This window comes from Ruegeria sp. CRTD044 (genome assembly GCF_059613485.1).
The window spans coordinates 444625-471421 of record NZ_JBXWSP010000004.1; the positions used below are offsets into that span (position 1 = coordinate 444625).

At 62.6% G+C, this 26797-nt stretch carries 22 protein-coding genes; 17 read left to right on the forward strand and 5 right to left on the reverse strand.

From position 1 onward, the window contains the following. Positions 1–127: 127 nt before the first annotated feature. The 4 genes from folE2 (at position 128) to AC2FNL_RS05170 (ending at position 5198) form a co-directional block, all read left to right on the forward strand. Positions 128–1231 carry a GTP cyclohydrolase FolE2 gene (gene folE2 / locus AC2FNL_RS05155; protein ID WP_496832730.1) on the forward strand — a complete coding sequence of 368 codons (1104 nt, stop codon included), beginning with the start codon at positions 128–130 and terminating at the stop codon, positions 1229–1231. Between the two features lie 319 nt (positions 1232–1550). Next, positions 1551–2117, forward strand: coding sequence for a hypothetical protein (locus AC2FNL_RS05160; RefSeq protein ID WP_496832731.1), 567 nt, complete (start codon positions 1551–1553; stop codon positions 2115–2117). 52 nt (positions 2118–2169) lie between these two features. Further along, positions 2170–3618 (forward strand): TrkH family potassium uptake protein, encoded by a 1449-nt coding sequence (locus AC2FNL_RS05165; protein ID WP_480633303.1) that lies wholly within the window; start codon positions 2170–2172, stop codon positions 3616–3618. Next, positions 3618–5198 carry a thiamine pyrophosphate-binding protein gene (locus AC2FNL_RS05170; RefSeq protein ID WP_496832732.1) on the forward strand — a complete coding sequence of 527 codons (1581 nt, stop codon included), beginning with the start codon at positions 3618–3620 and terminating at the stop codon, positions 5196–5198. Before AC2FNL_RS05165 ends, AC2FNL_RS05170 begins: the two co-directional genes overlap by 1 nt. Positions 5199–5253: 55 nt before the next feature. Here the strand turns inward: AC2FNL_RS05170 and AC2FNL_RS05175 are convergent, their stop codons facing one another. Further along, positions 5254–6999: a serine protease gene (locus AC2FNL_RS05175; protein WP_496832733.1), complete on the reverse strand. Its 1746-nt coding sequence runs from the start codon at positions 6997–6999 to the stop codon at positions 5254–5256. A gap of 206 nt (positions 7000–7205) precedes the next feature. Here AC2FNL_RS05175 and AC2FNL_RS05180 point away from each other — a divergent pair, with 206 nt between their 5' ends. The 10 genes from AC2FNL_RS05180 to glmM all read left to right on the forward strand — a co-directional run bounded on the left by AC2FNL_RS05180 (position 7206) and on the right by glmM (position 20453). After that, entirely contained in the window at positions 7206–8135 is a 930-nt protein-coding gene (locus AC2FNL_RS05180; RefSeq protein ID WP_093962505.1) for a glycine--tRNA ligase subunit alpha, read from the forward strand. 31 nt (positions 8136–8166) lie between these two features. Continuing rightward, positions 8167–8691: a DUF6446 family protein gene (locus tag AC2FNL_RS05185; RefSeq protein ID WP_496832734.1), complete on the forward strand. Its 525-nt coding sequence runs from the start codon at positions 8167–8169 to the stop codon at positions 8689–8691. A 9-nt stretch (positions 8692–8700) separates the two neighbouring features. Then, entirely contained in the window at positions 8701–9912 is a 1212-nt protein-coding gene (gene gltS / locus AC2FNL_RS05190; protein ID WP_496832735.1) for a sodium/glutamate symporter, read from the forward strand. 9 nt (positions 9913–9921) lie between these two features. Further along, positions 9922–12141: a glycine--tRNA ligase subunit beta gene (glyS, locus tag AC2FNL_RS05195; protein ID WP_496832736.1), complete on the forward strand. Its 2220-nt coding sequence runs from the start codon at positions 9922–9924 to the stop codon at positions 12139–12141. A 66-nt stretch (positions 12142–12207) separates the two neighbouring features. Next, positions 12208–14769, forward strand: coding sequence for a putative PEP-binding protein (locus AC2FNL_RS05200; protein ID WP_170338387.1), 2562 nt, complete (start codon positions 12208–12210; stop codon positions 14767–14769). Positions 14770–14955: 186 nt separating this feature from the next. Next, a complete protein-coding gene (locus AC2FNL_RS05205) occupies positions 14956–15597 on the forward strand; it encodes a cell wall hydrolase (RefSeq protein ID WP_170370721.1) in 642 nt (213 codons plus the stop codon). A gap of 79 nt (positions 15598–15676) precedes the next feature. Continuing rightward, positions 15677–17053 (forward strand): multicopper oxidase family protein, encoded by a 1377-nt coding sequence (locus AC2FNL_RS05210; RefSeq protein WP_496832737.1) that lies wholly within the window; start codon positions 15677–15679, stop codon positions 17051–17053. A gap of 102 nt (positions 17054–17155) precedes the next feature. Next, positions 17156–18076, forward strand: coding sequence for a dihydroneopterin aldolase (locus AC2FNL_RS05215; RefSeq protein ID WP_170368698.1), 921 nt, complete (start codon positions 17156–17158; stop codon positions 18074–18076). Further along, complete coding sequence (folP, locus tag AC2FNL_RS05220) at positions 18073–19071, forward strand: dihydropteroate synthase (RefSeq protein WP_496832738.1); 999 nt, start codon at positions 18073–18075, stop codon at positions 19069–19071. The genes AC2FNL_RS05215 and folP overlap by 4 nt, the downstream gene beginning before the upstream one ends. Positions 19072–19106: 35 nt before the next feature. Further along, on the forward strand, positions 19107–20453 hold the full coding sequence (gene glmM, locus AC2FNL_RS05225; protein WP_496832739.1) for a phosphoglucosamine mutase: 1347 nt from the start codon (positions 19107–19109) through the stop codon (positions 20451–20453). On the opposite strand, the gene AC2FNL_RS05230 is transcribed toward glmM, so the two are convergent. Both AC2FNL_RS05230 and ilvC read right to left on the reverse strand, forming a co-directional pair. After that, positions 20447–21349 (reverse strand): DMT family transporter, encoded by a 903-nt coding sequence (locus tag AC2FNL_RS05230; RefSeq protein ID WP_496832740.1) that lies wholly within the window; start codon positions 21347–21349, stop codon positions 20447–20449. The genes glmM and AC2FNL_RS05230 overlap by 7 nt on opposite strands. Before the next feature lie 72 nt (positions 21350–21421). Further along, positions 21422–22444 carry a ketol-acid reductoisomerase gene (ilvC, locus tag AC2FNL_RS05235; RefSeq protein ID WP_093962496.1) on the reverse strand — a complete coding sequence of 341 codons (1023 nt, stop codon included), beginning with the start codon at positions 22442–22444 and terminating at the stop codon, positions 21422–21424. Positions 22445–22575: 131 nt separating this feature from the next. On the opposite strand from ilvC, the gene AC2FNL_RS05240 reads away from it, so the two are divergent. Together AC2FNL_RS05240 and AC2FNL_RS05245 are read left to right on the forward strand one after the other, a co-directional pair. Beyond that, positions 22576–23031 (forward strand): Lrp/AsnC family transcriptional regulator, encoded by a 456-nt coding sequence (locus tag AC2FNL_RS05240; protein WP_170337919.1) that lies wholly within the window; start codon positions 22576–22578, stop codon positions 23029–23031. Then, positions 23028–23486 (forward strand): Lrp/AsnC family transcriptional regulator, encoded by a 459-nt coding sequence (locus tag AC2FNL_RS05245; protein WP_496832741.1) that lies wholly within the window; start codon positions 23028–23030, stop codon positions 23484–23486. The genes AC2FNL_RS05240 and AC2FNL_RS05245 overlap by 4 nt, the downstream gene beginning before the upstream one ends. Positions 23487–23489: 3 nt before the next feature. Here AC2FNL_RS05245 and hutC read toward each other — a convergent pair whose 3' ends face one another. After that, entirely contained in the window at positions 23490–24191 is a 702-nt protein-coding gene (hutC, locus tag AC2FNL_RS05250) for a histidine utilization transcriptional repressor HutC (protein ID WP_475144394.1), read from the reverse strand. 231 nt (positions 24192–24422) lie between these two features. Between hutC and AC2FNL_RS05255 the strand changes: the two genes are divergently transcribed. Further along, complete coding sequence (locus AC2FNL_RS05255) at positions 24423–25550, forward strand: aminotransferase class V-fold PLP-dependent enzyme (protein ID WP_496832742.1); 1128 nt, start codon at positions 24423–24425, stop codon at positions 25548–25550. A 13-nt stretch (positions 25551–25563) separates the two neighbouring features. On the opposite strand, the gene AC2FNL_RS05260 is transcribed toward AC2FNL_RS05255, so the two are convergent. Continuing rightward, positions 25564–26760, reverse strand: a complete 1197-nt coding sequence (locus AC2FNL_RS05260) for a UbiH/UbiF family hydroxylase (RefSeq protein WP_496832743.1) — start codon at positions 26758–26760, stop codon at positions 25564–25566. Positions 26761–26797: the final 37 nt, after the last annotated feature.

The following is a 26797-nucleotide window of genomic DNA, read 5'->3' on the forward strand; positions in this document are numbered from 1 at the left end:
CCGTTCGGAAATGGCGGTTTTGCGATGGTTTTTTCGATCCGGGCTGCTATCTCACCCGTATTGGGTTACACTGCGGCTTCCGCCGCAGTCAGAGATGGCCTGACGACACACCGAGGATACGCAGCCAATGAACATTCATTCGCGCGACATTGACGAAAAACCTGATCGGGACGAGGCCGCTGAGGCTCTCAAGGTCCTGCGGAAATGGGCAAAGGGCGCCAGCGTGGCCGAGATCAGCCAGCTTGATCCGGCGGTTGCGCGCCTGGTGCCCGGGTTGATGCCGGACAACTACCCTTCGATGTCACGTGAATACCCCGAAGACTTCAAAGTCGACGAAGCCTACAAATCTGCGTTGCCCGATCTCCAGAACGGCCCGTCCAGCCTGATCCGCGGTGCGAAACAGCAGATCCAGCATGTGGGCATCTCGAATTTCCGCCTGCCGATCCGGTTTCACAGCAAGAACGGGCCGGACCTGACGCTGGAAACCTCGGTGACCGGGACGGTCAGCCTCGAGGCCGAGAAGAAGGGCATCAACATGTCCCGGATCATGCGGTCCTTTTACAAACATGCCGAGCGTACGTTCAGTTTTGAGGTGATGGAATCCGCCCTAAGCGATTATCTGACCGACCTCGACAGTTTCGACGCAAGGCTTCAGATGCGCTTCTCCTATCCCGATCGGGTCAAGAGCCTGCGTTCGGGGCTTGTGGGCTACCAGTATTACGACATCGCGCTTGAACTGGTCGAACAGGGCGGCTTGCGTCAGAAGATCATGCATCTCGACTATGTCTATTCTTCGACCTGCCCATGCTCGCTGGAACTCAGCGAACACGCCCGGTCGGTGCGCGGACAGCTAGCGACGCCGCATTCGCAGCGTTCCGTGGCCCGCATTTCGGTCGTGGTCGATTGTGACGCCGATTGTTTGTGGTTCGAGGATCTGATCGCCCTGTGCCGCCGCGCCGTTCCCACTGAAACCCAGGTGATGGTCAAGCGCGAGGACGAACAGGCCTTTGCTGAGTTGAACGCCGCCAACCCCATCTTTGTAGAAGATGCCGCGCGTCTGTTCTGTGCCGAGCTGCTGGCCGATCATCACGTGGGCGACTTCCGGGTCATCGCCAGCCATCAGGAAAGTCTGCACAGCCACGATGCGGTGTCGATTCTGACCGAGGGGCCGACATTTGCGTCCACCAGTCTGGACCCGCGCTTGTTCACGACGCTGTTCCACGTCGGCTGACACGAAAAGCGCCGCGAAAACCGGCGTGTATAGGGCGGTAGGCGCCTTTTTGCCGCAATGCAGCAAAAAATGCTGCATGAGCGCGATTATTTGCATACATTGAAGGTGACTGCAGCTGTGGCGCGCCATGTCAGTCGTGGCGCACCACCCCGAAAGGAACCCGGGACGTGTTACGCCTTGGACTGCAATACACCATCGTCCGTCCGCGCGATCGGAACGGCAAGGGCTTTTCTACCTCGGAAATCGGGCTGCTTCATTGCTATAGGAGAGACTTGGAATGAATCCCATTGCCCAACAGCTTGAGCTGCAGGCCGCTGCCTTGCGGCTGGCCGGCTATGCCGTGACCAGCCAGATGAAAATGATGCAGGCATTTGCTCAAACAGTGTTCCCGATGCCGGTTGCTTCGGTCACCGAACCTACGAAGCTGGCGGTGAAGCCGGCCAAGAAACCGGTGGCGCGAACCACGGCCAAACCCGCCGCGAAGAAGGCGAAACCTGTGGTCAGGGCCAAGGCCAAGACGGTCGCAAAGCCGGCTCCGAAGCCGAAGGCACCTGCAAAAGCCGCACCGAAACCGGTCGCGAAGGCCACAGCCAAGCCCAAAACGCCGCCTGCTCCGGCCCAAAAGCCATCTCAGCCCGTCGCAAAGGCCACCACTGCACGGCGCGTTGCTCCGGTCGCATCGGAAAAACCCGCGCCGGCCGAAACGCCCAAGGTCAAGCCCAGCTCGGCAAAACCTGCGGCTTCAACCGAAGCAGCCAAGGCCAAGAAGCCCGTAGCGACTGCAACTACCAAACCCGCCGAGGCACCGAATCCGGCCACGCGCCGCACGCGTGCGCCGTCCAAGCCACCGGCCATGCCACCCGTGGCTGAAAAAATGGACGACTGATCACAGATCATCTGCTTGACACTGTCGGGCCGGCGCGCCAACGCTGCCCGTCATGATGGATCTTCGCCCGGTCGGATATGTGATTGGCTTGCTGGTCGCCATACTTGGGGCGACCATGCTATTGCCGATGCTTGCGGACATCATCGAGGGTCGGGGCGAGTGGAACGTTTTCTTTGAAAGCGGTGTCATCACCATCCTGACCGGCGTGGTTCTGGCCATGAGCTGCTCGAACGGTGTGGGCGAGGGGCTGACCATCCGTCAGACCTTTTTGCTGACCACCGGCGTCTGGGTCGCGCTGCCGCTGTTCGGGGCAATCCCCTTCGTGTTCGGTGAGACCGAACTGCGATTTGTCGATGCCTATTTCGAAGCCATGTCGGGGCTGACCACCACCGGTTCGACCGTTATTTCCGGGTTGGATGATCTGCCGCGTGGCCTGCTTTTGTGGCGCGGTTTGCTGCAATGGCTGGGCGGGATCGGCATCATCGTCGTGGCCATGGTCTTCCTGCCCGAGCTCAAGGTCGGCGGTATGCAGATCTTCCGCTCGGAAGGGTTTGAAACCATGGGGAAAATCCTTCCGCGCGCGCAAGAGATCGCGGGCCAGATTTCGCTGATCTATGTTTTCCTGACCGTAGCTTGCGCCTTGGTGTATGCCGGTTTGGGCATGAACTTTTTCGACGCGGTCGTTCATGCGTTCACAACCGTGTCCACTGGCGGGTTCTCGAACTATGATGCTTCGTTCGGAACGTTTTCGGGGCCCGCGGAATACGCCGCGTCCGTATTCATGATCCTGGCTGCGCTGCCGTTCGTGCGGTATGTGCAGTTCGTCAACGGCCGGACAAGCTCGATCCTGGAAGACAGCCAGATCAGGGCCTTTCTGGCCACGATTGCCGTTCTGGTGGTGATCATGGCGGTCTTTCTGACATCGGTCTTTCCGCACCACTGGGAACAGGCGGTGCGCGAGTCGTTGTTCAACATCACCTCGATCATTTCCGGCACTGGCTATGCCAGTGTCGATTACATGACCTGGGGCAGTTTTCCGATCATGATGTTTTTCATGATCGGTCTGATCGGTGGTTGCGCCGGTTCGACGGCCTGCTCCATCAAGATCTTCCGCTATCAATTGCTGATTGCTTCCATCAAGGCTCAGATCAGCCGGATTCGGTCACCGCACGGGGTGTTCGTTCCCAAATATGATGGCCGCGCCATCAGCCGCGATGTCCTGACATCGGTCATGAGCTTTTTCATGTTCTTCGCGCTGTCGCTGGGGGCGTTGTCGTGGGCGCTGGCGCTGACTGGTCTGGATTTCATCACGGCAGTATCCGGTGCAGCGACGGCGCTTGCCAATGTTGGCCCCGGCTTGGGTGACCAGATCGGCCCCGCAGGGAATTTCGCCGGGCTGAACGACACGGCCAAGTGGTTGCTGACCTTCGGAATGCTGACCGGCCGGCTGGAGCTGATGGCCGTGTATGTCCTGTTCACCATTCGGTTCTGGAGAGGCTGATGAAGAGACCGTTGGGCGCCCAAATCTCACACATGCTCAAGGATCGGGGAGTCGAAGTCATTTTCGGCGTTCCCGGTGTGCACAATCAGGAGATGTACCGTGGAATCGAAGAAGCGGGCATTACTCATGTGCTGGCGCGGCATGAGCAGGGCGCGGGCTTCATGGCTGACGGTTATGCAAGGGCGACGGGCAAGCCCGGCGTCGCCTACGTGATCACCGGTCCTGGCCTGTGCAACGTCATGACGCCGATGGGGCAGAGCTATACCGACTCGGTTCCGATGCTGGTTCTGTCGTCCTGTCTGGGCGAAACTCAGGCGCAGCGTGGCCAGTTGCACCAGATGAAAGACCAGCGCGCGGCCGCTGAATGCGTGACCGACTGGTCCTGTCAGGCAAATGACGCGCAATCAGCCTATGGCCTGATCGAACGCGCTTTTGAGGAGTTCGCGCTGAAACGCCCCCGCCCCAAGCATATCCAGGTCCCGATTGCGCAATTGGAGGCCGAGGCCGACCCCACTCCTTTTCCGAACCAGGACGCGGTGCGGGTGAAGGCTCTGGCGCCGGACATTGCGCCGGTTCTGTCGCTGCTGAACATCGCACGGCGGCCGCTGTTCATACTGGGTGGTGGGTCGCGGTCGAACCTTTGGCGGCAGATTCTGTCTCAGCTGGGTGCGGCCTGTTTCACCACTTATGCGGGACGTGGGTTGGTCGGCACCGGCTACGCCCTTGATTTTGGTGCGACCTTGCCGCGACCCGGCAGTGCCGAGGTGATTGGGTCGGCCGATCTGGTCATCGCGGTCGGTGCCGAATTGGGTGAGGTCGACCTTTGGCGCGACCGGTTGGGCCACAACGCGACCTTGGTGCGGGTTGACCTCGACCCCGAGGTGCTGGCCGACCGGCACCGGGCGGCCGTCAAGCTGCAGGCCGACGGCGAAAGCTTTGCCCATGCATTGTGGTCCGCGACCCAAGACTGCAAACCGGCCACCGGCTGGTCGCCGGAAGAGGTGGCCGAAGCCCGCGCGCGCTGGCGCGCCGAGGTCGACGCGGAAAGACCGGGTATCGTGCCGGTTGCCGACGCCTTGCGTGCGGCGATGCCCGCCGACACCATGATCTATTCCGACATGACCCAGTTCGCCTATGTTGCGAAAGAGGTCTGGGACATGGCGCGCCCATACCACTGGCACCACCCGACCGGATTCGGCACTCTGGGCTATGCGCTGCCGGCCGGGATCGGCGGCGCGGTTGCGCGGCGCGGAAAGCCAACTGCCGTGATCGCGGGTGATTATGGGTTCCACTATACGATGCAGGAACTGGGTGCGGCGGTCGAGCTGGGGTTGTCGCTGCCCATCATCCTTTGGGACAACGGTAAGCTGAAAGAGATCGAGGACAGCATGGTCGGCAGCCAGATTGCTCCGAATGCGGTTGTCGCGCGCAACCCTGATTTCTGCAAGCTGGCCGAGGCTTTCGGTGCGCGGTCGGCCGCTCCGAACTCGCTGCCGGAAATGCAGGCTGCCGTTCGTGCGGCCTTTGACGCACCAGTGCCGACCCTTGTGCACGTCACGCCCGATATCTTGAAGGGATGAAAAAAAGGCGCCGCAACATCCTGCGGCGCCTTCAAATTCTGTTCGTGACTTCCGGTCAGCCCCAGCAATTCACCAGCACGGTCATGCCAGTCGCGCGGCGGTTCAACTCGTCAGGCGAAACCTGGCCGGTTTCCTGCGCGGTCTGGGCCGTGGCCCCGGCCTTTGAAAGGATCTCGTGAAGGCGGTCGGCCGCGGCAGCAAGGCTGACATCTCGGGGCAGGGTACGCCCCTCGGTCTGCGCAGGCAGCAGCATTCCGACCACGTTGCCGTGATCATCGAATACCGGGCCGCCTGCGTCTCCGGGTTGTGCGGTCAGGCTCAGGCGGGTCACGCCGGCCTCTCCGTTCAGCCCGCGGATATCGGCGATCTTGCCGTAGGTCAGGGTCGGAGCCCCCAAAGCGCCCTCATATGAGTACCCCGCAACGGCCACTTCGGATTGCAGGCGAGGCTGGGCTTCGTTCAAAGCCGCAACGGCCATCGGTGCCAGCGTCTTGTTGGGGCGCAGGACCGCAACGCCCAGTTCGGGATCGCTCCACACGGTTTGCAGTTCCTGACCGTCCTCAAGGGTGACGCGGGTGCAGTTCTGCACCGCCTCGGCCACGGTCAGGACCAGACCGTTGGGATCGGCGAAAAAGCCCGATCGCGACAACCTGGGTTTTCTGAGTTGCAGACCGGACATCAAGTCGATGCTTTGCTCGGCATTGGCGCCAGCCGCAGCATCAAGAACACCATCGGTGGTTTCAAAGCTGGCGGTCATTGCGGCCAGAACCCGGGCGCGGCGTGCGTCATCGCCTTCGGGCCAGACAAGGGTGAAGCCTTTGATCTTGCCGTCGCTCAGATTGGCCTGTGTATAGGATACGATCCCGTTGCCACGGCCTTCGATGGTAAACCTGTCGCCACGCAGCTCACGCGGGCCGTTCAGCGGCACGATCTCGAGCGATTGCATCGCCTCGAACAGCGCGCGCAAAGTGGTTTTGCTGCCCTCCTGGCTGATCAAAACGACCCGTGCGTCCAGATCCCCGCTGGAATTGAAATGCGCGAACGGCGCCTCGTATCGGTCGAAGGCAATCACTCCAAGCGGCAGATCAACGGAAATTCCGGCGCGATCATCAACGTGACGGGCCATGCCGACACTGATCAGCGGGGCATTGTAGTCATCCATCAGAGCCTTGCGCTGTGCCGTCGTCAGGACACCGGTCGGTTCAAAGCCGTTGAACCGCTGCCATTCCGCCATCGACCGGCGTGTACCCTGGCCGAATGCCCCGTCGATGGTCGAACTGTAGAACCCGGCAGCCTGCAATGCGGTTTGCAGGTCTTTTCGTTCCTGTCCGCTCAGCAGCCGCTCGGACTGCTGGGCCTGTGATCTCGTCTCGTCCGAAGGTTGCGGCGTCAGACCGGCCTGAGGCTGCTCTGGCTGCGGCTCGGGCTGAACGGGCGCTGTGATTGCGCCGCGGTTCAGGACATTGGCGCCGATTGGCCAGAACTGCTGCCCCAGGGCGCCTGAAAATGTGATGAAACTGTCTGAGGGGATCTGCCGTTCGGCCCGGTAGACGCGCAGCACCTGCTCGGCGTCGGCCCGCAGATAGGGGCCGATCACTATGGCGTACCAGCCGCTGTTCAGGCGGAACCCGTTCACGTCGGGCAGGGCATTGGCATAGACTTGCGCCCGGTCCTGCGCCTCGCGCAGCGATGGCTGCGCTTCGACCTGAACCCAGACGCCTGCGTCAGCCCCCTGTTGAGCATACGCAGCGCGCAGGCCGACTGTAATCAGTAAAAGAATTGCAACGAATATGCGTGTCATTTTCTGCCCGTTTTATGCAGTGTTTTGGCTTTGCCTCAACTTACGCGATTCAGGGGTGAAAACGCTATGCCCACGATACGGGGAATTTCTGGTGTGGCGGCACAGTGACAGCAGGCGGGCATTGGCCCGTTGACGCCCCTTGGCCCCTTGCATAGGAAGGGCAAAACCGACCGGAACCGGGCAAATCCGCGCCCAAAGGGAATGTCATGACCGAACCGTCCAGCGCACCACGTTCATTTCAGGAAATCATCCTGCGGCTTCAGAACTACTGGGCCTCGAAGGGCTGTGCCATCCTGCAGCCATACGACATGGAGGTCGGTGCCGGTACATTCCACCCTGCAACCACCCTGCGGGCTTTGGGGTCCAAACCCTGGGCTGCGGCCTACGTTCAACCGTCGCGCCGTCCGACCGATGGCCGTTATGGCGAAAACCCAAACCGCTTGCAGCATTACTATCAGTACCAGGTGCTGATCAAACCCAGCCCGCCGGACCTGCAAGAGCTGTATCTGGGCAGCCTTCAGGCCATCGGCATCGACATGGACCTGCACGACATCCGTTTCGTCGAGGATGACTGGGAAAGCCCGACCTTGGGCGCATGGGGCCTGGGATGGGAGGTCTGGTGCGACGGAATGGAAGTAAGCCAGTTTACCTATTTCCAGCAGGTCGGCGGCCATGACTGCGCGCCGGTCTCGGGCGAGCTGACATATGGTCTGGAACGTCTGGCGATGTATGTGCTGGGCATCGACCACGTAATGGACATGCCCTTCAACGACCCACAATCACCCAGCCCGCTGACATATGGCGACATCTTCAAGCAAACCGAAGAGGAATACGCCCGTTGGAACTTTGACGTGGCCAACACCGAGGTTTTGCTGCGCCACTTCGAAGAGGCCGAGGAAGAATGCGCCGCGATCCTGAGCCAGGAAAACGTTGACCCCAAAACGGGCAAGCGCATCATCATGGCGCATCCTGCTTATGACCAGTGCATCAAGGCCAGCCATATCTTCAACCTCCTGGACGCGCGCGGCGTGATTTCGGTGACCGAGCGGCAGGCCTATATCGGGCGGGTGCGCGCGCTGGCCAAGCAATGCGCCGATGCCTTCGTGCAGACCGAAGCCGCAGGTTTTGAGGCCTGATGGCCCGTCGCACCCCATAGGAGGATCGTGCATGACCGGGAAAATGCTGGCAATTCTGTTGGTCGCTTGCGCCGTCATCGCTGGCGTCAGCATGTATTACCTGCAGGTCTACGGCTACTACTACGAGGTCGAACCCTCACCCGGTCAGGATGTTGTTCTGACCGAAACCGCGACCGGCCAACCTGTGCCCATAGCCTACAGCGCGTTTCAGGCGATCGACGCCGACAGCTCTCCGATCCGGTATCGGGCGTGTTTCCAGACAGATCTGAAGCCGGAACAGCTGGCCGTCCGCTACATGAGCGCCGAAAAGGCCGAGCCGCTGACGGCCCCGGGTTGGTTCGACTGCTATGATGCGGCTGCTCTGGCCGAGGCGTTGGCGAACGGATCCGCCCGCGCTTTCATAGGGGTCAAGAACGTCCACTACGGCGTTGATCGGATCGTCGCGGTGATGCAGGACGGCTCGGGCTTTGCCTGGCATGCTCTGAACAACTGCGGCGAAAAGGCCTATGACGGAACGGTTGTCGGCGAAGAGTGTCCGCCCCGACCGGAAAACTGAGTGGGCGGGATGGGGTTCATCGTTGAAATCCCAGGATTTCTGACGGCAACGCTGGGCTTTGCCGTCTACCTGATGGGCGCCGAGATCAACGCCCGCACAGAGGTTCTGCGCCGATTCAACATTCCCGAACCCGTAACCGGAGGTCTGTTGGCCTCGCTGGTGGTTCTGACGCTTTATCTGTTGTTCGGGATGGAGCTGGAGTTCGACCTGACCGCGCGGGATCTCCTGCTGGTGCTGTTCTTTGCCGGGATCGGCCTGAATGCCCGGCTGTCCGATCTGATCGCAGGCGGAAAGCCTCTGCTGCTACTGCTGATCCTGACGTTGGTGACGATCGTGGCGCAGAACCTGATCGGCGCAGCTGGGGCGGCGGCCTTCGGCTATCCGGCGCAGGCCGGCGTTCTGTTCGGGTCGGCCGCCCTGATCGGCGGCCACGGCACCGCCATCGCCTGGGCGCCCGAGGTCGCGCAGGTGACCGGGCTTGAGGGTGCGACCGAACTGGGGGTGGCCGTTGCGACCCTCGGGCTTGTTCTGGCTGCACTGGTCGGAGGCCCCATCGCGCGTCTGTTGATCGAAGGGCGCGACCTGACGCCAAACCGACCGGACGAGGAACACACGATCGGCGTACCCGACGAGCCGTCAGACGCGGCCGCGAAGATCGACCACCTGACGGTGATGCGGGTGCTGCTGTACCTGAACATAGCCATCATCGCGGGCTATGCTCTGTCCGAGGTGATCCTGGCCGCGGGTTTGAAACTGCCGCTGTTCGTGCCGTGCCTGATCATGGGCATCGTAATTGGCAACCTGCGCCCGCTGCTGGCCCCGCGCGCCGCGCCGGTGTCGCGCACGCCGTCGCTGGCGCTGATCTCGGAATTCGCGCTGGGCGCGTTTCTGGCCATGTCGCTGATGAGCCTGCAGCTGTGGACCATCGCCGATCTGGGCCTGTCCATCGTGGTGATCATGACGGCGCAGACGTTGTTTGCGGTGGCTTTCGTGATCTGGGTTCTGTTCCCGGTCATGGGCGCCAACTACCGCGCAGCCGTGCTGGCGGCGGGGTTCGGCGGCTTCGCGCTGGGCGCGACACCGACCGCAATTGCCAATATGACCGCCGTAACCAAGCGATACGGGCCTTCGCCTATTGCCTTTATCGTGCTCCCCCTTGTATCCGCATTCTTCGTGGATATCGCCAATGCCATCGTCATCCAGACGATCGTCTATTTCTAAGGATCGAAAATGCCCGACCTGCTGATCGAACTGTTTTCCGAGGAAATCCCCGCGCGCATGCAGACCCGCGCCGGCGAGGATCTGAAAAAACGGATCACCGACGGTCTGGTCGAGGCCGGTCTGACCTATGCCCATGCCCACGCCCTGACCACGCCGCGCCGCCTGACGCTGGCGATCGAGGGGCTGCTGGCCGAAAGCCCCACCATCCGCGAGGAACGCAAGGGCCCCAAGGTCGGCGCGCCCGAAAAAGCCATCGAAGGCTTCTTGCGTGGCGCTGGGATCAGCCGCGACCAATTGGAAGAGCGCGAGACGCCCAAGGGCGCGGTCTATTTTGCCACCATCGAGAAACCGGGGCGCCCGGCGGCCGAGATCGTGGCCGAGGTTCTGGCCGACACGATCCGCAACTTCCCCTGGCCGAAATCCATGCGCTGGGGCAGCGGGGCCCTGCGCTGGGTGCGGCCGCTGCATTCGATCCTGTGCATCCTCAGCGATGAAAGCGGCGCGCAGGTCGTGCCGATGGAGGTCGACGGGATCACCGCCGGTGACACCACCGAGGGCCACCGCTTCATGGCGCCGGGCCGGTTTGCCGTGACCGGGTTCGAGGACTACGCCGCCAAGCTGAAGCGCGCCTTTGTCGTGCTGTCGCCCGAGGAACGGGCCGAGCACATCTGGAACGACGCGCAGAACATGGCCTTTGCCGCCGGTCTGGAGGTGGTCGAGGACAAGGGCCTGTTGGCCGAGGTGGCCGGGCTGGTCGAATGGCCGGTGGTGCTGATGGGGCAGATCGACGATGAATTCCTCGACCTGCCGCCCGAGGTGCTGCAGACCTCGATGAAAGAGCACCAGAAATTCTTCTCGGTCCGCAACACCAAGACGGGGCGGATCGAACGGTTTATGACCGTGGCCAACCGCGAGACCACCGACAATGGCGCGACCATTCTGGCCGGAAACCAGAAGGTGCTGTCGGCGCGTCTGGCCGATGCGAAATTCTTCTGGGAGAACGACCTGCGCGTCGCCAAATCGGACATCACGCAATGGACCCGTGCGCTGGAGAACGTGACCTTCCACAACAAGCTGGGCACCCAGGCGCAGCGGATCGAGCGCATCGCCGCACTGGCCCGCGAACTGGCCCCGGTGACGGGCGCCGACCCGGATCAGGCCGAGAGGGCCGCGCGTCTGGCCAAGGCCGATCTGAGTTCGGAAATGGTCTATGAATTCCCCGAACTTCAGGGGCTTATGGGGCGGTATTACATTGAGGCGGCTGGAGAAGACGCCGCCGTGGCCGCCGTGGCGCAGGAGCATTACTCACCGCTGGGCCCATCGGATGTCGTACCGACCGCACCGCTGTCGGTGACGGTGGCGCTGGCTGACAAGCTGGACACGCTGACTGGGTTCTGGGCGATTGATGAAAAGCCCACTGGGTCGAAAGACCCGTTTGCTTTGCGTCGCGCTGCTTTGGGTATCTCTCGATTGGTTCTCGAAAACGATCTGCGGCTGTCTTTGGATCGCTTCTTTGACAGCCAACTTGTTCGAGCAGAAAGCGCAATCAATGAGGCGTTGCCGGAAGCTAACGTTCTTGATCTGTTGGAAGAAATTGCAGAGCGAGGTGTTTTTGGTGCTGCATTCCAAGCGGTCAAGGACAAAATCGGAGGATTGCCTGCCACGGCCTTTCTTGAACTTGAGAAAAAGGTCCCAGACGCATCTGACGATCTCCTCTCCTTCTTCCACGACCGGCTCAAGGTCTTCCTACGTGACGAGGGCATCCGCCACGACGTGATCGACGCCTGTATCGCGATGGACGGCAATGACGACCTGAACCTGCTGGTCAAACGCGCCCGCGCGTTGAATGTGGTGATCGCGACCGAAGATGGCGAAAACCTGGTGCAGGGCTTCAAACGCGCCAACAACATCCTGACCCAGGCCGAGGAGAAGGACGGGGTCGAATACTCTTTCGGTGCCGACCTGAAATTCGCCGAGACCGACAGCGAAAAGGCCCTGTTCGCCGCGCTGGATGAGGCGCAGGCCAAGATCGCACCGGCACTCAAGGCCGAGGATTTCCCGGCGGCGATGGCGGCCATGGCCGCGCTGCGCGGGCCGATCGACGCGTTCTTTGAGGACGTTCAGGTCAACTCCGACAATGCCGTGCTGCGCCGCAACCGTCTGAATCTGCTGAGCCAGATCCGCCAGATCTGCTCCAGCGTCGCGGACCTGACCAAGATCGAAGGCTGACCCAAAGGGCGCGCTCTGGCGCGCCCACAAGGCCCTTGCGCGGAAGGCTGGGGCGCTTATGCTGCGGTGAAACCAAAAGGTGCCGCAGTGCAGAATAATCCGCATACCACGCTCATCACTCCTGATGCTCCTGTCGCCGCCGACACCCATGGCGGCCGGGCGAAATGCCTGCAGCGCCTTGTGCGGTTGGACCTTCCCGTACCGCGTACGGTGGCCCTGTCCTTCGATCAGGTGCGACGGATCGCTGACGGCGATATCCCGGCAATCGAAGCCATACTTGAACAGTTCGACGCATCGGCGTTGCTGTGCGTGCGTCCCAGTTCCGAGGACCCTGACTGGGGTGGCCCCGGCGCGGTTCTGAACATCGGGATCAACGATGCCCGTTTCGTGGAATTGTCCGACAAGATGGGCCCCGAGGCCGCCGCCGCATTGTATCTGCGGTTCGTCCAAAGCTACGCGATCCACGTCGCGCGCCTGGACGCAGACGTTTTCGACGACATCGAAGCCGATGGTCGCGAAGGCCTGCGCCAGACCCTGCGCGCGTATGAGGACGAAACCGACGAAGCGTTCCCCCAGGACCGGGGCGAGCAGTTGCTGGCGGTCCTGCGCTCGATGGCGCGGGCGTGGGATGGAACGTCCGCCCGCCTATTGCGGCAGGCCAAGGGCGCTCCGGCGGATGCCGGGCTGGGCCTTGTCATCCAGGAGATGATCCCGGGCGTCGGCCAGGGCGAATGCGGATCGGGTGTGTTGCAGCTGGTGGATTCCTCGACCGGCATGCCGCAGATCACTGGCCGCTACCTGAGCCAAAGCCAGGGGCGTGATGCGCTGGGCGAGGGGGTTGCCGCCCTGTACCTTGAAAAAGACCCGCGCGGGCAGGCGCTCGAGGATGTTGCGCCTCAGGCCTTTGCCGACCTTAAGGCACATGCGGCGTTGATGCGGCGCAAATTGCGCGAAGAGATGCAGGTCGAATTCGTGATCGAAAACGGCAAGGTGCATATTCTGGACGGGGTCCGCGTTCAGCGCAGCGCCCGCGCCGCCATGCGGATCGCCGTTCGATTGGCCGAGGATGGCATCATCACCCAGCAGGAAGCCGTCATGCGGATCGATCCGCATTCGTTGAATGAGTTGCTGCACCGTCAGGTGCATCCCGAGGCCAAGCGTGACGTGCTGACCACGGGCATCGGGGCCAGTCCCGGAGCGGCCACCGGCCGGATCGTGTTCACTTCGGCCGAGGCACAAGCCAGCGCCGCACGCGGTGAGCCCTGCATTCTGGTGCGCCGTGAAACCTCGCCCGAGGATGTGCGCGGCATGCACGCCGCGGTCGCAGTACTGACGGAAAAGGGTGGCATGACCAGCCATGCGGCCGTGATCGGGCGCGGCCTGGGGCTGCCCTGTATCGTCGGCGCGTCCGAGATGCGGTTTCAGACCAAGAAAAAGCAGCTTTCCGTTCCGGACGGCCGCGTTTTCACCACTGGCGACATTCTGACGATTGACGGAAGCTCGGGCCAGGTTTTGGCAGGCGAGCCGGCGATGCTTGAAGCTGCTCTGGATGACTGTTTTCAGACATTGATGAGTTGGGCCGACGCCGAGCGTGACATATCAATTCGTGCCAATGCCGACACACCTGCCGACGCGCAGGCTGCGCGGAACTTCCAGGCGCAGGGGATCGGATTGTGCCGAACCGAGCATATGTTTTTTGACCCCGGTCGCCTGATCGTGATGCGCGAGATGATTTTCGCTCAGACTTCATCGGGGCGCGCGGCGGTTCTGGAACGGTTGCTTCCGATGCAACGCGATGATTTTGTGCAGCTTTTCCGGATCATGGAAGGCCAGCCCGTCTGCATCCGATTGTTTGATCCGCCTCTGCACGAGTTTCTGCCGACCACGCGCAGCGGGCAGCGCGAGCTGGCCGAGGCGCTGGACCTTCCGGTTTCGGATGTCGAGCGTCGGGTGGACGAAATGAGCGAATACAACCCGATGCTTGGGTTGCGGGGCGTGCGTCTAGGTATCACGGTGCCCGAGATCTATGACATGCAAGCCCGCGCGATCTTCGAGGCGACGCTCGAAGCCAGCAAGAATGGTGCACCGGTGGTGCCCGAGGTCATGATCCCGCTTGTTTCAGCCAAGCGTGAGGTCGAGCTGATCAAGGCGCGGGTGGACACAGTTGCCGCCGCCGTTGCGGCCGAGCGTGGTCAGGAGTTCGAGTACCGGTTGGGTGTGATGGTCGAAACGCCCCGGGCCTGTCTGCGTGCCGAGGAAATCGCTCCTCACGCCTCGTTCCTTAGTTTCGGCACCAACGACCTGACACAGATGACCTATGGCCTGTCGCGCGACGATGCGGGACGCTTCATGTCGGCCTATGTCCGGCAGGGTGTGTTCACCGAGGATCCGTTCCATGTTCTGGACGCCGATGGGGTCGGCGAACTGCTCAAGCTGGGCTCGGAGCGGGGGCGTACAGCTCGGCCCGATGTCACGCTTTCGGTGTGTGGTGAACATGGCGGCAATCCCGAATCAATCGCCCTTTGTCGGGATTTGGGGTTCGATTATGTGTCCTGTTCACCCTTCCGAGTCCCGGTCGCTCGGCTGGCTGCCGCTCAGTTGGCGATTTCGTCAAAACTTGGGGGTTGACAGGCCGTCAAAGCCCTAGGAATAGTGGTTTCGGGATGGACCTGTGGCTGATTAGTTTTGGCCCCGCGGGCAAGATTTTTCTTGCTTTTTCCTCAGAACTGGACCTTTCGCGCCTTCTGCGTTAAGACCCCGTCGCGCCCGCCGGGGGAGGGTATGGCGCGTGAAGTGCCTGTGCGAGGTTATCTGATGCTACGATACATACTGGCTGTTGCCATTGCGGCGGCAACCGTGATGCCGAGTGCGTCCGTTGCCGAGAGGGAAGCCACCGAGACTGCCAAGCGCGAACTGGTGTCGCGCAACGAGGTGCCGGGACAAAGCTTTCGCGACTATCTGAAGCTGTTCCAACCCAGGAAAGAGGTCCAACCGGTCGAGGTTTCCTACACCAAGGCCTGGCTGGACCAACAACCCAAAGCCAGCGGCGGCGAAGATCTGAAATGCTTGGCCGAGGCCCTGTATTTCGAAGCGCGCGGAGAGAGCGTGCGCGGCCAATTCGCGGTTGCCGAGGTGATTTTGAACCGGGTGGAAAGCACCCGTTTCCCGAACACCGTCTGCGGCGTGATCCGCCAGGGAACAGGCAAGAAATACCAGTGCCAGTTCACCTATACCTGTGACGGCCGCAAGGAAGTCATTCACGAGAAGAAAGCCTATGAGCGGGTGGCCAAAGTTGCCAAGGCCGCGATCGAGGGGGTCAGCGATCCGCTCACGTCGGGGGCCACGCATTACCACACCAAGGCGGTGCGCCCGTCGTGGTCGCGCGTTTACAAGGAAACTGCGCGCATCGGTGTGCATATCTTCTACCGCCACAACTACCGCACTGCGAGCAACTAGCGCGCATTGACGCACCCGCGCTGGAACGTTGATGGCGCGGGTGAAACCAAGGGCTATATTGCGGGCAAGGAGACCCGCAATGAATCTGAGCCGCCGAAGCCTTTTGAAATCTGCCGCCGCGCTTGCGGTGTTTCCAACGCTAGTGCGCTCCGCGCCGCTGACCCTGACTGCGCGCGAGGGCGCTCAGTTGATTGCCCCTCCGGGGTTTCCGGAAACCGCTATCTGGGGCTTTGATGGGCAGGTGCCGGGCAGCCCAATCCATCTGCAGCAAGGCGAGCGGGTTCAGCGCCGCTTGGTGAACGAATTACCGAAAGCCACTTCGGTTCATTGGCACGGTATCCGCATCGACAACACTATGGATGGCGTGCCGGGGTTGACTCAGGATGCGGTTCCAGGCGGCGCGACCTTCGACTATGATTTCATCGTGCCGGACGCCGGAACCTATTGGTATCATGCGCATAACAAGTCAGTCGAACAGGTGGCCCGTGGCCTGTATGGCCCATTGATCGTGCACGAGTCCGAGGCGCCGGATGTGGAGCAGGATCTGGTGCTGATGCTGGATGACTGGCGACTTGATCCGGAAACGGCCCAGATTACCCAAGATTTCGACAACGGCCATGACCTCAGCCATGCTGGACGGTTGGGAAACCTCATCACGGTCAATGGTGCATTCGACCCATCCTTTCCTGTTCAACAAAACCAACGCCTGCGCCTGAGGTTGGTCAACGCCGCAAATGCGCGTGTCTTCACTGTTGGCTTGGACGGAATGACCGGATGGATCGTCGCGCTGGATGGAATGCCTTTGGCCGAGCCGATCCCGATTGAGGACACGTTCCCGCTGGCCCCGGCACAACGTGCGGATTTGTTGGTGGATGTGCTGGCTGCGAATGCGGAAACGGCCAGCCTGTTCAGTCAGGAACGTGACGGCGCCTTTGGTTTGGCCCGATTTTCAGTGGCGGGGCAGGCGGCTTCCACTCCCCGGTCGGGAGTTCGGCCATTGCCGCCGAACCCGCTTCCGGAATTGACGGACCTCAACAACGTACCGCGGCACGAGATGAGGCTGCAGGGCGGTGCCATGCGCTGGCTTGAAAGCGCGCGGATTGGCGAAACCGAGCTCTCGGGCCGGGAACTGGCTCAGCTGGGGCGGTTCTGGGCGCTGAATGGCTACGCCGAGCGACCGGATGACCCGTTTCTGGACGCGCCCTTGGGAAGCGTCCACCGGATTGCCTTCGTGAACGAAACTGCATTCCCGCACGCGATGCACTTGCATGGCCACCACTTTCGGCTGATCTTGCCGGACGGAAGTCTTGGGCCATGGCGCGACACGGTTCTGGTCGAACGCGGCGAAACCCGCGAGATCGCGCTGGTCACCGACAACCCGGGCAACTGGCTGCTGCATTGCCATATGCTTGGACACGCCGCATCGGGTATGATGAGTTGGTACCGCGTCACCTGACGCCGCATTCGGCGGCTGGAATGGCGTTTGCTTGAATGCTATAGCCGCGCGGAACCACTAAATTGGGCAAACCTGTCCAAGCTGCCCGAAAAGGCCCGCGCCATGAGTACTGAAATCCGCCTTGCCTTTGCGCACCCGTCCGAGCGGTCCGAGGCGACCGCGCCACGCGGGCCGCTGGATCGTATCTCGCTGCGCGACCACATTGTCGAGGTTGAGATCGGCGCCTTTCAGGCCGAGCGGGGCACAACCCAGCGCATCTGTTTCAACATCGTGGTCGAAGTGCGGCCGCTGACCGAAAACATCGACGATGATGTCGATCGCATCCTGTCCTATGACCGGGTGACCGAGGCCATTGCCTATGAACTGGCGGCCGAGCGTCTGAATTTGCTCGAGACGCTGGCGGATCGAATAGCCGAGCGGATCCTGCTTGAGCCTCAGGCGGTAAGGGCTTTTGTCCGCATCGAAAAACTGGACCGGGGCCCCGGCGCTTTGGGAGTCGAGATCGTGCGTGGCAAGGATGCAGTCCATCACGATGTCATCGAGGAAGAGCGTCCACATCCCCGGCTGGTCTTTCTGTCGAACGCAGCGATTGAGTCGGCCAATTTGTCGGGCTGGATCGACCAGTTGGAGAACCGACAGCGGCCGCTGATCCTGTGCGTGGGTGCTTCCGAACTACCGGTGCCGCAGACCGGGCATGCCATGACCCAGCGCCGGATCGACCTGCTGGCGATCGAGCAGAATGCCTGGGTGCTGGCCGCGCGTGATCATCGCTGCGTCGTCGTCTCGACCCGGACCGAACTGGACTGGGCCATGAAGAACGGCCAGATCTGTGTCTGGGCACCGTCCAAGATCGTGCTGGATGCGGTCGATGGGCCTTCGGCGGCACCGTCCGATGCGGTGGCCTTGGCCGCCTGGTTCGCCGCCACCTTCGAGGCCAGCGAAATGCTGGTGATCGGCGGGGATTTGCCCGAGTCGCCCAAAACGCCGCTCCGGGCGGTTCCGGTGGAGCAGGCGCAACTTTGACCAGTTACTATCGCCCATTGGTGCAACACGGGCCGATGCGCCCGGACGGGGCCTTGCCACTGGCCGGGCAGGGCCTGTGGTTCACCCATGCCGAATGCCTGCAACGTGACGCGGCACCCCGGATCGTTGCGGCCGCCGAAATCCCTGAATCGTGGCTCGACCGGATGACGCAAACGCGTGCCGCGATTGCCGGGCTGGATATGACGCAGCCGCAGATCATGGGCATCCTGAACGCCACGCCAGACAGCTTTTCCGATGGTGGCAAGCACAACACGCCTGATGCCGCGCGGGCGGCGGCTCGGGAAATGGTCGCGCACGGTGCGACCATTCTGGATATCGGCGGTGAATCTACCCGCCCCGGTGCTGATTTCGTGCCCGAGGACGAAGAGATCGCCCGCACCCAGCCCTTGATCCGCGCGATCCGGGCCGAGACACCGGCGCTGATTTCGATCGACACGCGCAAATCCACCGTGGCAAGGGCCGCAGTTGAGGCGGGGGCGGGGCTGATCAACGACGTTTCGGGCTTTACCTTCGATCCCGCGCTTGGCGCTTTCTGCGCCGAGATTAAAGCGCCGGTCTGCGTGATGCACATGCAGGGCGACCCGGCCACGATGCAGGACAACCCGACCTATGATGACGTTCTGCTGGACGTTTTCGATTTCCTGTCGGGGCAAGTGGCCCGGCTGGAAGGCCTTGGGCTGAATCGGGGCCGGATCATCGTTGATCCGGGCATAGGCTTTGGCAAGACCGAGGAACATAACCTGACCCTGCTGCGCAATCTCAGCCTGTTTCACGGGTTGGGCTGCCCGATTCTGCTGGGCGTATCGCGCAAGGGCTTCATCGGCCGGATCGGCGCGGAACCGCGCAAGGATGCCCGCGCGCCGGGATCAATTGCCGTTGCGTTGGCAGGATTGTCGCAAGGTGTGCAGATCATCCGGGTGCATGACGTGGCCGAGACCGCTCAGGCCTTGCGCCTGTGGGCCGCTGTCCGGTAATCCGGTCGCAGGCAGGACTTTGTGGAGTAACAGGTATGCGCAAGCTGTTCGGAACCGACGGGGTGCGGGGCACCGCCAACACCTATCCGATGACGGCCGAGATGGCGTTGCGGATCGGCGCGGCCGTGGGGCGGTACTTCCGCCGGGATGGCTCGGGCGTTCATCGGGTGGTGATCGGCAAGGATACGCGCCTGTCGGGCTATATGCTGGAAAACGCGCTGACGGCGGGTCTGACGTCGACCGGCATGAACGTGCTGCTGCTGGGGCCGGTGCCGACACCGGCGGTCGGGCTGATGACCCGGTCGATGCGGGCCGATCTGGGTGTGATGATCTCGGCCAGCCACAACCCGGCCGAGGACAATGGGATCAAGTTCTTCGGCCCCGATGGATTCAAACTGTCCGACCAGGCCGAACTTAAAATCGAACAGCTGATCGAAGAGGGGGTCAAACCCGCGCAGGCGCAGAATATCGGGCGCGCCCGGCGTGTCGATGACGCGCGGTTCCGCTATGGCGAGCGGGTCAAGTCATCTCTGCCGCGCGAGCTGCGTCTGGATGGCCTCAAGGTGGTGATCGACTGCGCCAACGGCGCCGCGCACCGCACCGCGCCTGAGGTGCTGTGGGAACTGGGGGCCGAGGTGATCCCGGTGGGAACCGCGCCCAACGGCAAGAACATCAATCTGGGCTGCGGCTCGACCCAGCCGCGCGTGGCGGCCGAGGCCGTCGTGGCGCATGGGGCGGATGTGGGCATCTGCCTCGACGGTGATGCCGACCGGGTGGTGATCGTGGACGAAACCGGGCAGGTCGCTGATGGTGATCAACTGATGGCCCTTCTGGCCACCGCCTGGGCCACTTCCGAACGGCTGAAAGGCGGCGCGCTTGTTGCGACCGTCATGTCGAACCTGGGTCTGGAGAGGTTCCTGGGTGCGCGCGGGCTACGGCTGGAACGGACGGCGGTCGGTGACCGCTATGTGGTCGAGCGGATGCGGGAAGGCGGGTTCAACCTTGGCGGCGAGCAATCCGGCCATATCGTCATGAGCGACTATGCCACCACGGGCGATGGCCTGATGGCGGGGCTGCACTTCCTGGCCGAGATGGTGAATTCGGGGCGCAAAGCCTCGGATCTGGCGCAGCAGTTCGAGACGGTGCCGCAACTGTTGAAGAACGTGCGCTATGGCGAAGGGCAGGCCCCGCTGGAAGCGGAAACGGTCAAGGCCGCGATTGCTGATGCCGAGGCGCGGCTGAACGGGCAGGGGCGGTTGCTGATCCGCAAGTCGGGCACCGAGCCCTTGATCCGCGTGATGGCGGAATGCGAGGATGACGCCCTTTTGGCACAGGTGGTCGATGGGATCGTGGCCGAGGTCGAAGCCGCCGCGCGTCAGTAGCCCAACAGCAACTTGCGCAGGCTGAACCATTGGCTGATGGCCATGCCTGTCAGGATCAGCGCCAATGCTATGTAGAACCGCAGCGGCAGTGCCTCGGACAGGATCCACGCGCCGAAGATCATCGACCAGACCGGCACCTGATAGTTCACCAGAGTCATGAAGACCGACCCGGCGCTGCGAATGATCGACACCCGCAGCAGGGTGGCAAAGGCCGTGGGCACAAGGCCCAGCACGATCAGCGCAAGCGTGGGGCGCAGGCCTTGCGGTGCGGGCACGCCCTCGGTCGCCAGCATGATGGGCACCAGGATTACTGCGCCCACCACCAATGTCAGTGCGGCCAGAACCACCGGGTCGATCGGCGGGCATCGCCGGGTCAGGATCGACGCCACCGAATAGCAGAACGCCGCCCCGATGCAGGCCAGCTGTGCCAGCGGCTCGGCCCCGCTGCCCAGTTGCGCCAGCCCTGGGCCGATAAGCACCAGCGCTCCGGTGAAGCCCAGCGATACCCCGACGAAACGACGTGCGTTCAGGGGTTCATCCGAGAAAAAATGCGCCAGCGGAAGAACCATCAGCGGAATTGCGGCCATGGACAGCCCGGCAAAGGCCGAGGGTACATATTGCTGCCCCCAGCTGAGCAGCACGAAAGGCAGCGCGGTGGACAGGATGCCGATCAGGATTACCGACCACGCGAGACTTGGTGTCAGGCTGGGGATGCGCCGCCGGGTCAGCCCCATCAAGGCCAGCAGCATCACCGCGCCCAGCGTCGTCCGCGCCGTGGCCACCGTGATCGGGCCATAGCCTTCCAACGCCATCGCGACGACCATGAAGGTGCCGCCCCAGATCAGGCCCAGGGCAATGACGCCGCTCCAGTCGCGTATGTTGGGTTGAGGCACCATCGCTGGCCGTTCATCCGTTCTGCATGAAAAGGGCGGCCACCGGGGCCGCCCTTGGGTCCAAGCCGTTCGGGCTTAGTTCTTTTCCTGATCGACCAGCTTGCCGGCCGAAATCCAGGGCATCATGCCCCGCAGCTTTTTGCCGACTTCTTCGATCTGGTGTTCGTCGTTGGCCCGGCGCGAAGCCTTGATCGTGGGCTGACCGACCTGGTTTTCCAGCATGAAGTCACGCACGAACTTGCCCTGCTGGATGTCGTTCAGAACCTCTTTCATCGCCTTCTTGGTCTGCTCGTAAGGCAGGATGCGCGGGCCGGTCACGTATTGACCGTATTCCGCGGTGTTCGAGATCGAGTAGTCCATGTTGGCGATGCCGCCTTCATAGATCAGGTCCACGATCAGCTTCACCTCGTGCAGACACTCGAAATAGGCCATCTCGGGTGCATAGCCGGCCTCGACCAGGGTTTCAAAGCCACAGCGGATCAGTTCGACCAGACCGCCGCACAGAACGGCCTGCTCGCCGAACAGGTCGGTTTCGCATTCCTCGCGGAAGTTGGTCTCGATGATGCCCGAACGGCCGCCGCCGATGGCCGAGCAGTAGGACAAGCCGATTTCCAGCGCCTTGCCGGTCGCGTCGGTGTGGACCGCCACAAGGCAGGGCACGCCGCCGCCTTTGACATATTCGCCGCGCACGGTGTGGCCGGGGCCTTTGGGCGCCATCATGATGACGTCCACGCCCTCTTTCGGCTCGATCAGGCCGAAATGCACGTTCAGGCCGTGGGCAAAGGCGATGGCCGCGCCGGGCTTGATGTTGTCATGCACGTATTTCTTGTAGGTCTCGGCCTGAAGCTCGTCGGGCATGGTGAACATGATGACGTCGCACCAGGCCGCGGCCTCGGCAATGCCCATCACCTGCAGGCCTTCGGCTTCGGCTTTCTTGGCCGAGGGCGAGCCTTCGCGCAGGGCGACGACCAGGTTCTTGGCACCCGAGTCGCGCAGGTTCAGCGCGTGGGCGTGGCCTTGAGAGCCATAGCCCAGGATGGCCACTTTCTTGTCCTTGATCAGGTTGATGTCGCAATCGCGATCGTAATAGACGCGCATTTTGCCGGTCCTTTCTGTTTCGATTGCTGCGGTTCTATCTGCAGTGATTGCTATTGGCGAGAGCGATGACATTGGATATTGACGAAAGAAGTGAAGAATAATTCTTAGAAACCGGAAAACTTGAAAAAGTAATGCTTGACGACATCGACCGCCGCATCCTGCGCCATTTTCAGGCCGACCCAAGCCTGAGCACCGCCGAACTGGCCGAGCGGTGTCGGATCAGCAATGGCGTGTGCTGGCGGCGGATCGAGAAGATGCAGGCCGCCGGGATCATTCAGGGGCAGGAGGCCGTGATCGACTGGTCCGCCATGGGCTATGCGGTCGAGGTGTCGCTGCGGGTGACCTTGGACAAGACCCAGCCGCGCGCCTTCGACGAATTCACCGATGCCGCCCGCAAAGTGCCCGAGGTGATCGAGATCCAGACCTTTCTGGGGCGGGTGGATGTCCGCCTGTCCGTCATCGCGCGGGACATGGCGCATTATCAGCAGGTCTATCGCGACCGTATCCTGACCCTGCCGCATATCGCCGACATCGAGGCCCTGATGCACATCGCGCGGGTCAAGCGGGACGAGGTGCTGCCGGTATGATCGAGCTGGATGATCTGGACAGGAAGATTCTACGGGCCTTGGCTCAGGACGCGACGCAAAGCGCGGGGGCGCTGGGGCGGCGTTTCGGGCTGTCGCAGCCCGCCACCTGGCGCCGGATCCGGCGGCTGGAGCAGGCGGGTGTCATCAAGAGGCGCCGGCTGCGCTTGAACGCCGAGGCGCTGGGGTTCGGCGTCACCGTATTTCTGGGCGTCAAGCTGGCGCGCAAAGGCCAGGTCAGCCTCGAGGATTTCGAACGCGCCGTCAGCGCCATTCCCGAGGTGCAAACCGTGGAACACGTTCTGGGCCTGTACGACTACCGACTGCGCGTGGTCGCGCGCGACCTGGCGGACTTCGAACGCGTCCTGCGTCGGCGGATCATGACCCTGCCGGGGGCCGGGGATGTCGAAGCAAATGTACTGCTGAGCGAGGAACGCCTGCCCGGGCCGATTGGCTAGCGGTCAGTAGCGGGTACGGATGCAATAGCCCGGATGGTGGGTCAGGCGGGCAAACGAAACCGGCTGTCCGTCTTTCCATGTCGTGCGCTCAAGCTGAATCATCGCGGCCCCGGTCGTTGTTCCCATGTAATCTGCCAGATGGCTGTCGGCGGAAATGGCGTAGAGTGCAAGCTCGGCGTCAATGAAGGGGTTTGCGTTCAACAGCCATTCATGCGGCCCGACCTCTTCCAGATTGGCATCTTCAACCTCGGGGACGGCCGAAATGTTGATCCAGCGTTCTTCGTGCTGAAACGGGCGGTTGTCGGCATAGTGCATACACACCAGATGCAGGATCTGCGATTGCGGCGGCAGACCCAGTTGCGAGCTGAGCCAGCCGGGGCTCTTGTCAACGCTGCGCTCGACCAGGGCATAGCGGTAGGTCTGGTTCTGGTCTTCGACGATCTGACGGGCCAGCGACAGTTCCAGCTTGGCCTGTTTGCTGGGTGATTTCTTGACCCGCGTTCCGCTCTTGCGCTTGCGCTCGACGAACCCTTGCTCGGCCAGTTCGCGCAGCGCACGGTTGACGGTTGCGCGCGCGCAGTTGAACTCTTCAGCAAGCTGGGTTTCGGTCGGCAGCAAGGAACCCTGGGGCCAGACCCGTGTCTCGATCCGCCGCTTCACTTCGTCCCGAACGAATTGAAAACTGATCCGCTTTTGAACGTTCACGGTCTAAAATATCCTTTCAAGCTCAAGATGTGCGTATCTGTTCAGAAACACGTCAAGGTGTAAAGAGAGAGGTGACACTAATTGGCGTCAATTCGGCCTCTCAGGCTGCTGAAACGTGTGTCCAGCCGAGCTTCTGACCGTTGACTTAGGGGAAGCGCGTGAGGGTCAATGAGCACTTTACCAACAGATGCAAAGCCTTCAGAAAGTGAGCAACCCAGAAAAGGAGACAACATGCCTGCATTGTTGAATACAGTCGATCCGGACGGGCTCGAAGAATTCTCGGTCGTGTTCACCGACCGCTCTCTCAACCACATGTCGCAGGCGTTCCAGCAGGTGATGCGCGACATCTCAGGGATGCTGCGTGAGGTCTATGGCGCGGAAGGCGTAGCAGTGGTGCCGGGTGGCGGAACCTACGCGATGGAGGCCGTGGCCCGCCAGTTCGCCCGCGGCGCCAATGTGCTGGTGGTGCGCAACGGCTGGTTCTCGTATCGCTGGAGCCAGATCATCGAAACCGGGGGGCTGACGGTGTCAGCCACCGTGTTGAAGGCCCGTCAAACGGGGAATTCCAGCCCGTCGCCCTTTGCGCCCGCGCCGATCGACGAGGTGGTCGAAACCATTCGCAGCCAGCGACCCGGCGTGGTCTTCGCGCCGCATGTGGAAACCTCGGCCGGGGTCATTCTGCCGGACGACTATGTCACCGCGATGGCCGCCGCAGCGCACGAGGTCGGCGCGCTAATGGTGCTCGACTGCATCGCCTCGGGCTGTGCCTGGATCGACATGAAGGCCACCGGTGTGGACGTTCTGATCTCGGCCCCGCAGAAGGGCTGGAGCGCCTCGCCCTGTGCCGGTCTGGTCATGCTGTCCGACCGCGCCGAGGCGCGGCTGGCCGAGACCGCCTCGGACAGTTTCGCGCTGGACCTGAAGAAATGGCGCCAGATCATGCAGGCCTATGAGGGTGGCGGCCATGCCTATCATGCCACCATGCCCACCGATGCGCTGCGGGCGTTCCGGGACACGATGCTGGAGACCCGTGACTATGGGTTCGACAAGCTGCGCGACGCGCAATGGCGGCTGGGTAATGCGGTGCGGGCGATGCTGCGCGACAAGGGGGTCGTTTCGGTCGCGGCCGAAGGCTTTGGCGCACCGGGCGTGGTGGTCAGCTATACCAACGACCCCGAGGTGCAGAACGGCAGGAAATTCGCCGCGCTGGGCATGCAGATCGCCGCCGGCGTGCCCCTGCAATGTGACGAGCCCGAGGGGTTCAGCACCTTCCGTCTGGGACTGTTCGGGCTGGACAAGCTGTACGCTGTCGATGCCACGGTGGCCCGGCTGAAGCGGGGGCTGGATCAGGTGCTGTAGGCCGGTACGGGCCTCAGCGCACGCCGAGGCCCATCTGCATCAGCGTCTTGCGCACCACCGGCATCGAATAAAGCGCGTTCAGACCCGCTGCGCGAGCATCGCGCAACGGCCGCGCCTCGACCATCGAGGCGCGGTTCAGCAGGTCGATCCCCTTAACGCGCAATTCGATCTCGGCATGGCGGGCCTTGTGATAGGCGTCGAGCATCTGGGTATCTCCCAGACCCTCCGGCCGGGCTTGGGCCAGGTCCAGCAGGCTGCGTAGATCCCCCAGTGACATGTTCAGCCCCTGCGCGCCGATCGGGGGCACCACATGGGCGGCCTCGGCCATCAGGGCCACGCGCTGCGCCGACAGGCGCTCGGCCGATTGGCTGATGATCGGCCAGATCGTCCGGCGCGAGGCCAGTTTCAGCGGCCCGAACAGGCCGCAGGACCGCTCGGTCATCGCGGCCTCGAACTCGGCCTCGGGCAGGTTCAGCAGTTCGACCGCGCGCGGGCCGCGCTCCATCCAAACGATCGCCGACGAGGGCTGGCCCTGCCAGTCGGGCAGGGGGACCAGAGTGAACGGCCCGCCGGACCGGTGGATCTCGGTCGAGACGTTTTCATGGGCGATCGGATGCGTCACCGCAAAGGCCAGTGCCTTCTGCCCGTATCGCGTGGTGTGGACCTTGATCCCCGCAGCCTCGCGCATGGGCGAGTTGCGGCCGTCGGCGGCGATCACCAGCTTGGTGCGGATGCGCGTGCCGTCGGACAGGCCCACACGCGCCTCGGCGGTGCGGGTGAACAGGCTGACGGTGCCGGTGCCGGGGCGGAAATCGACATTCGGCAGTTCGTGCAGCCGGGCCACCATCTCGCGCCGCAGCAGCCAGTTGGGCAGGTTCCAGCCAAAGGGTTGATCCGAGATATCGGCAGCGTTGAAATCCCGCACCACGCGCGGTTCAGGGATGTCGCCGCCCGCGTCCACGATGCGCATGATCTGCAGCGGCGCGGCGTGGGGTTCCAGCCGGTCCCACAACCCGCAGTGCTGCAGCAGGCCGTGCGCCGGCTGCAGAAACGCGGTGGTGCGCAGGTCGGACCCGTCGGCGTCGCGGTCGGTGACGGGCGGGGTCGGGTCCACGCAGATCACGTCGAACCCTGCGGCGCCTAATACGGCCGCCGCAGTCAAACCGGCGATGCCACCGCCGGAAATCAGGATGTCACAACTGTCGGTCATCGCGTCACTCTCCGTTGCCCGCGGACCCTAGTGCGGT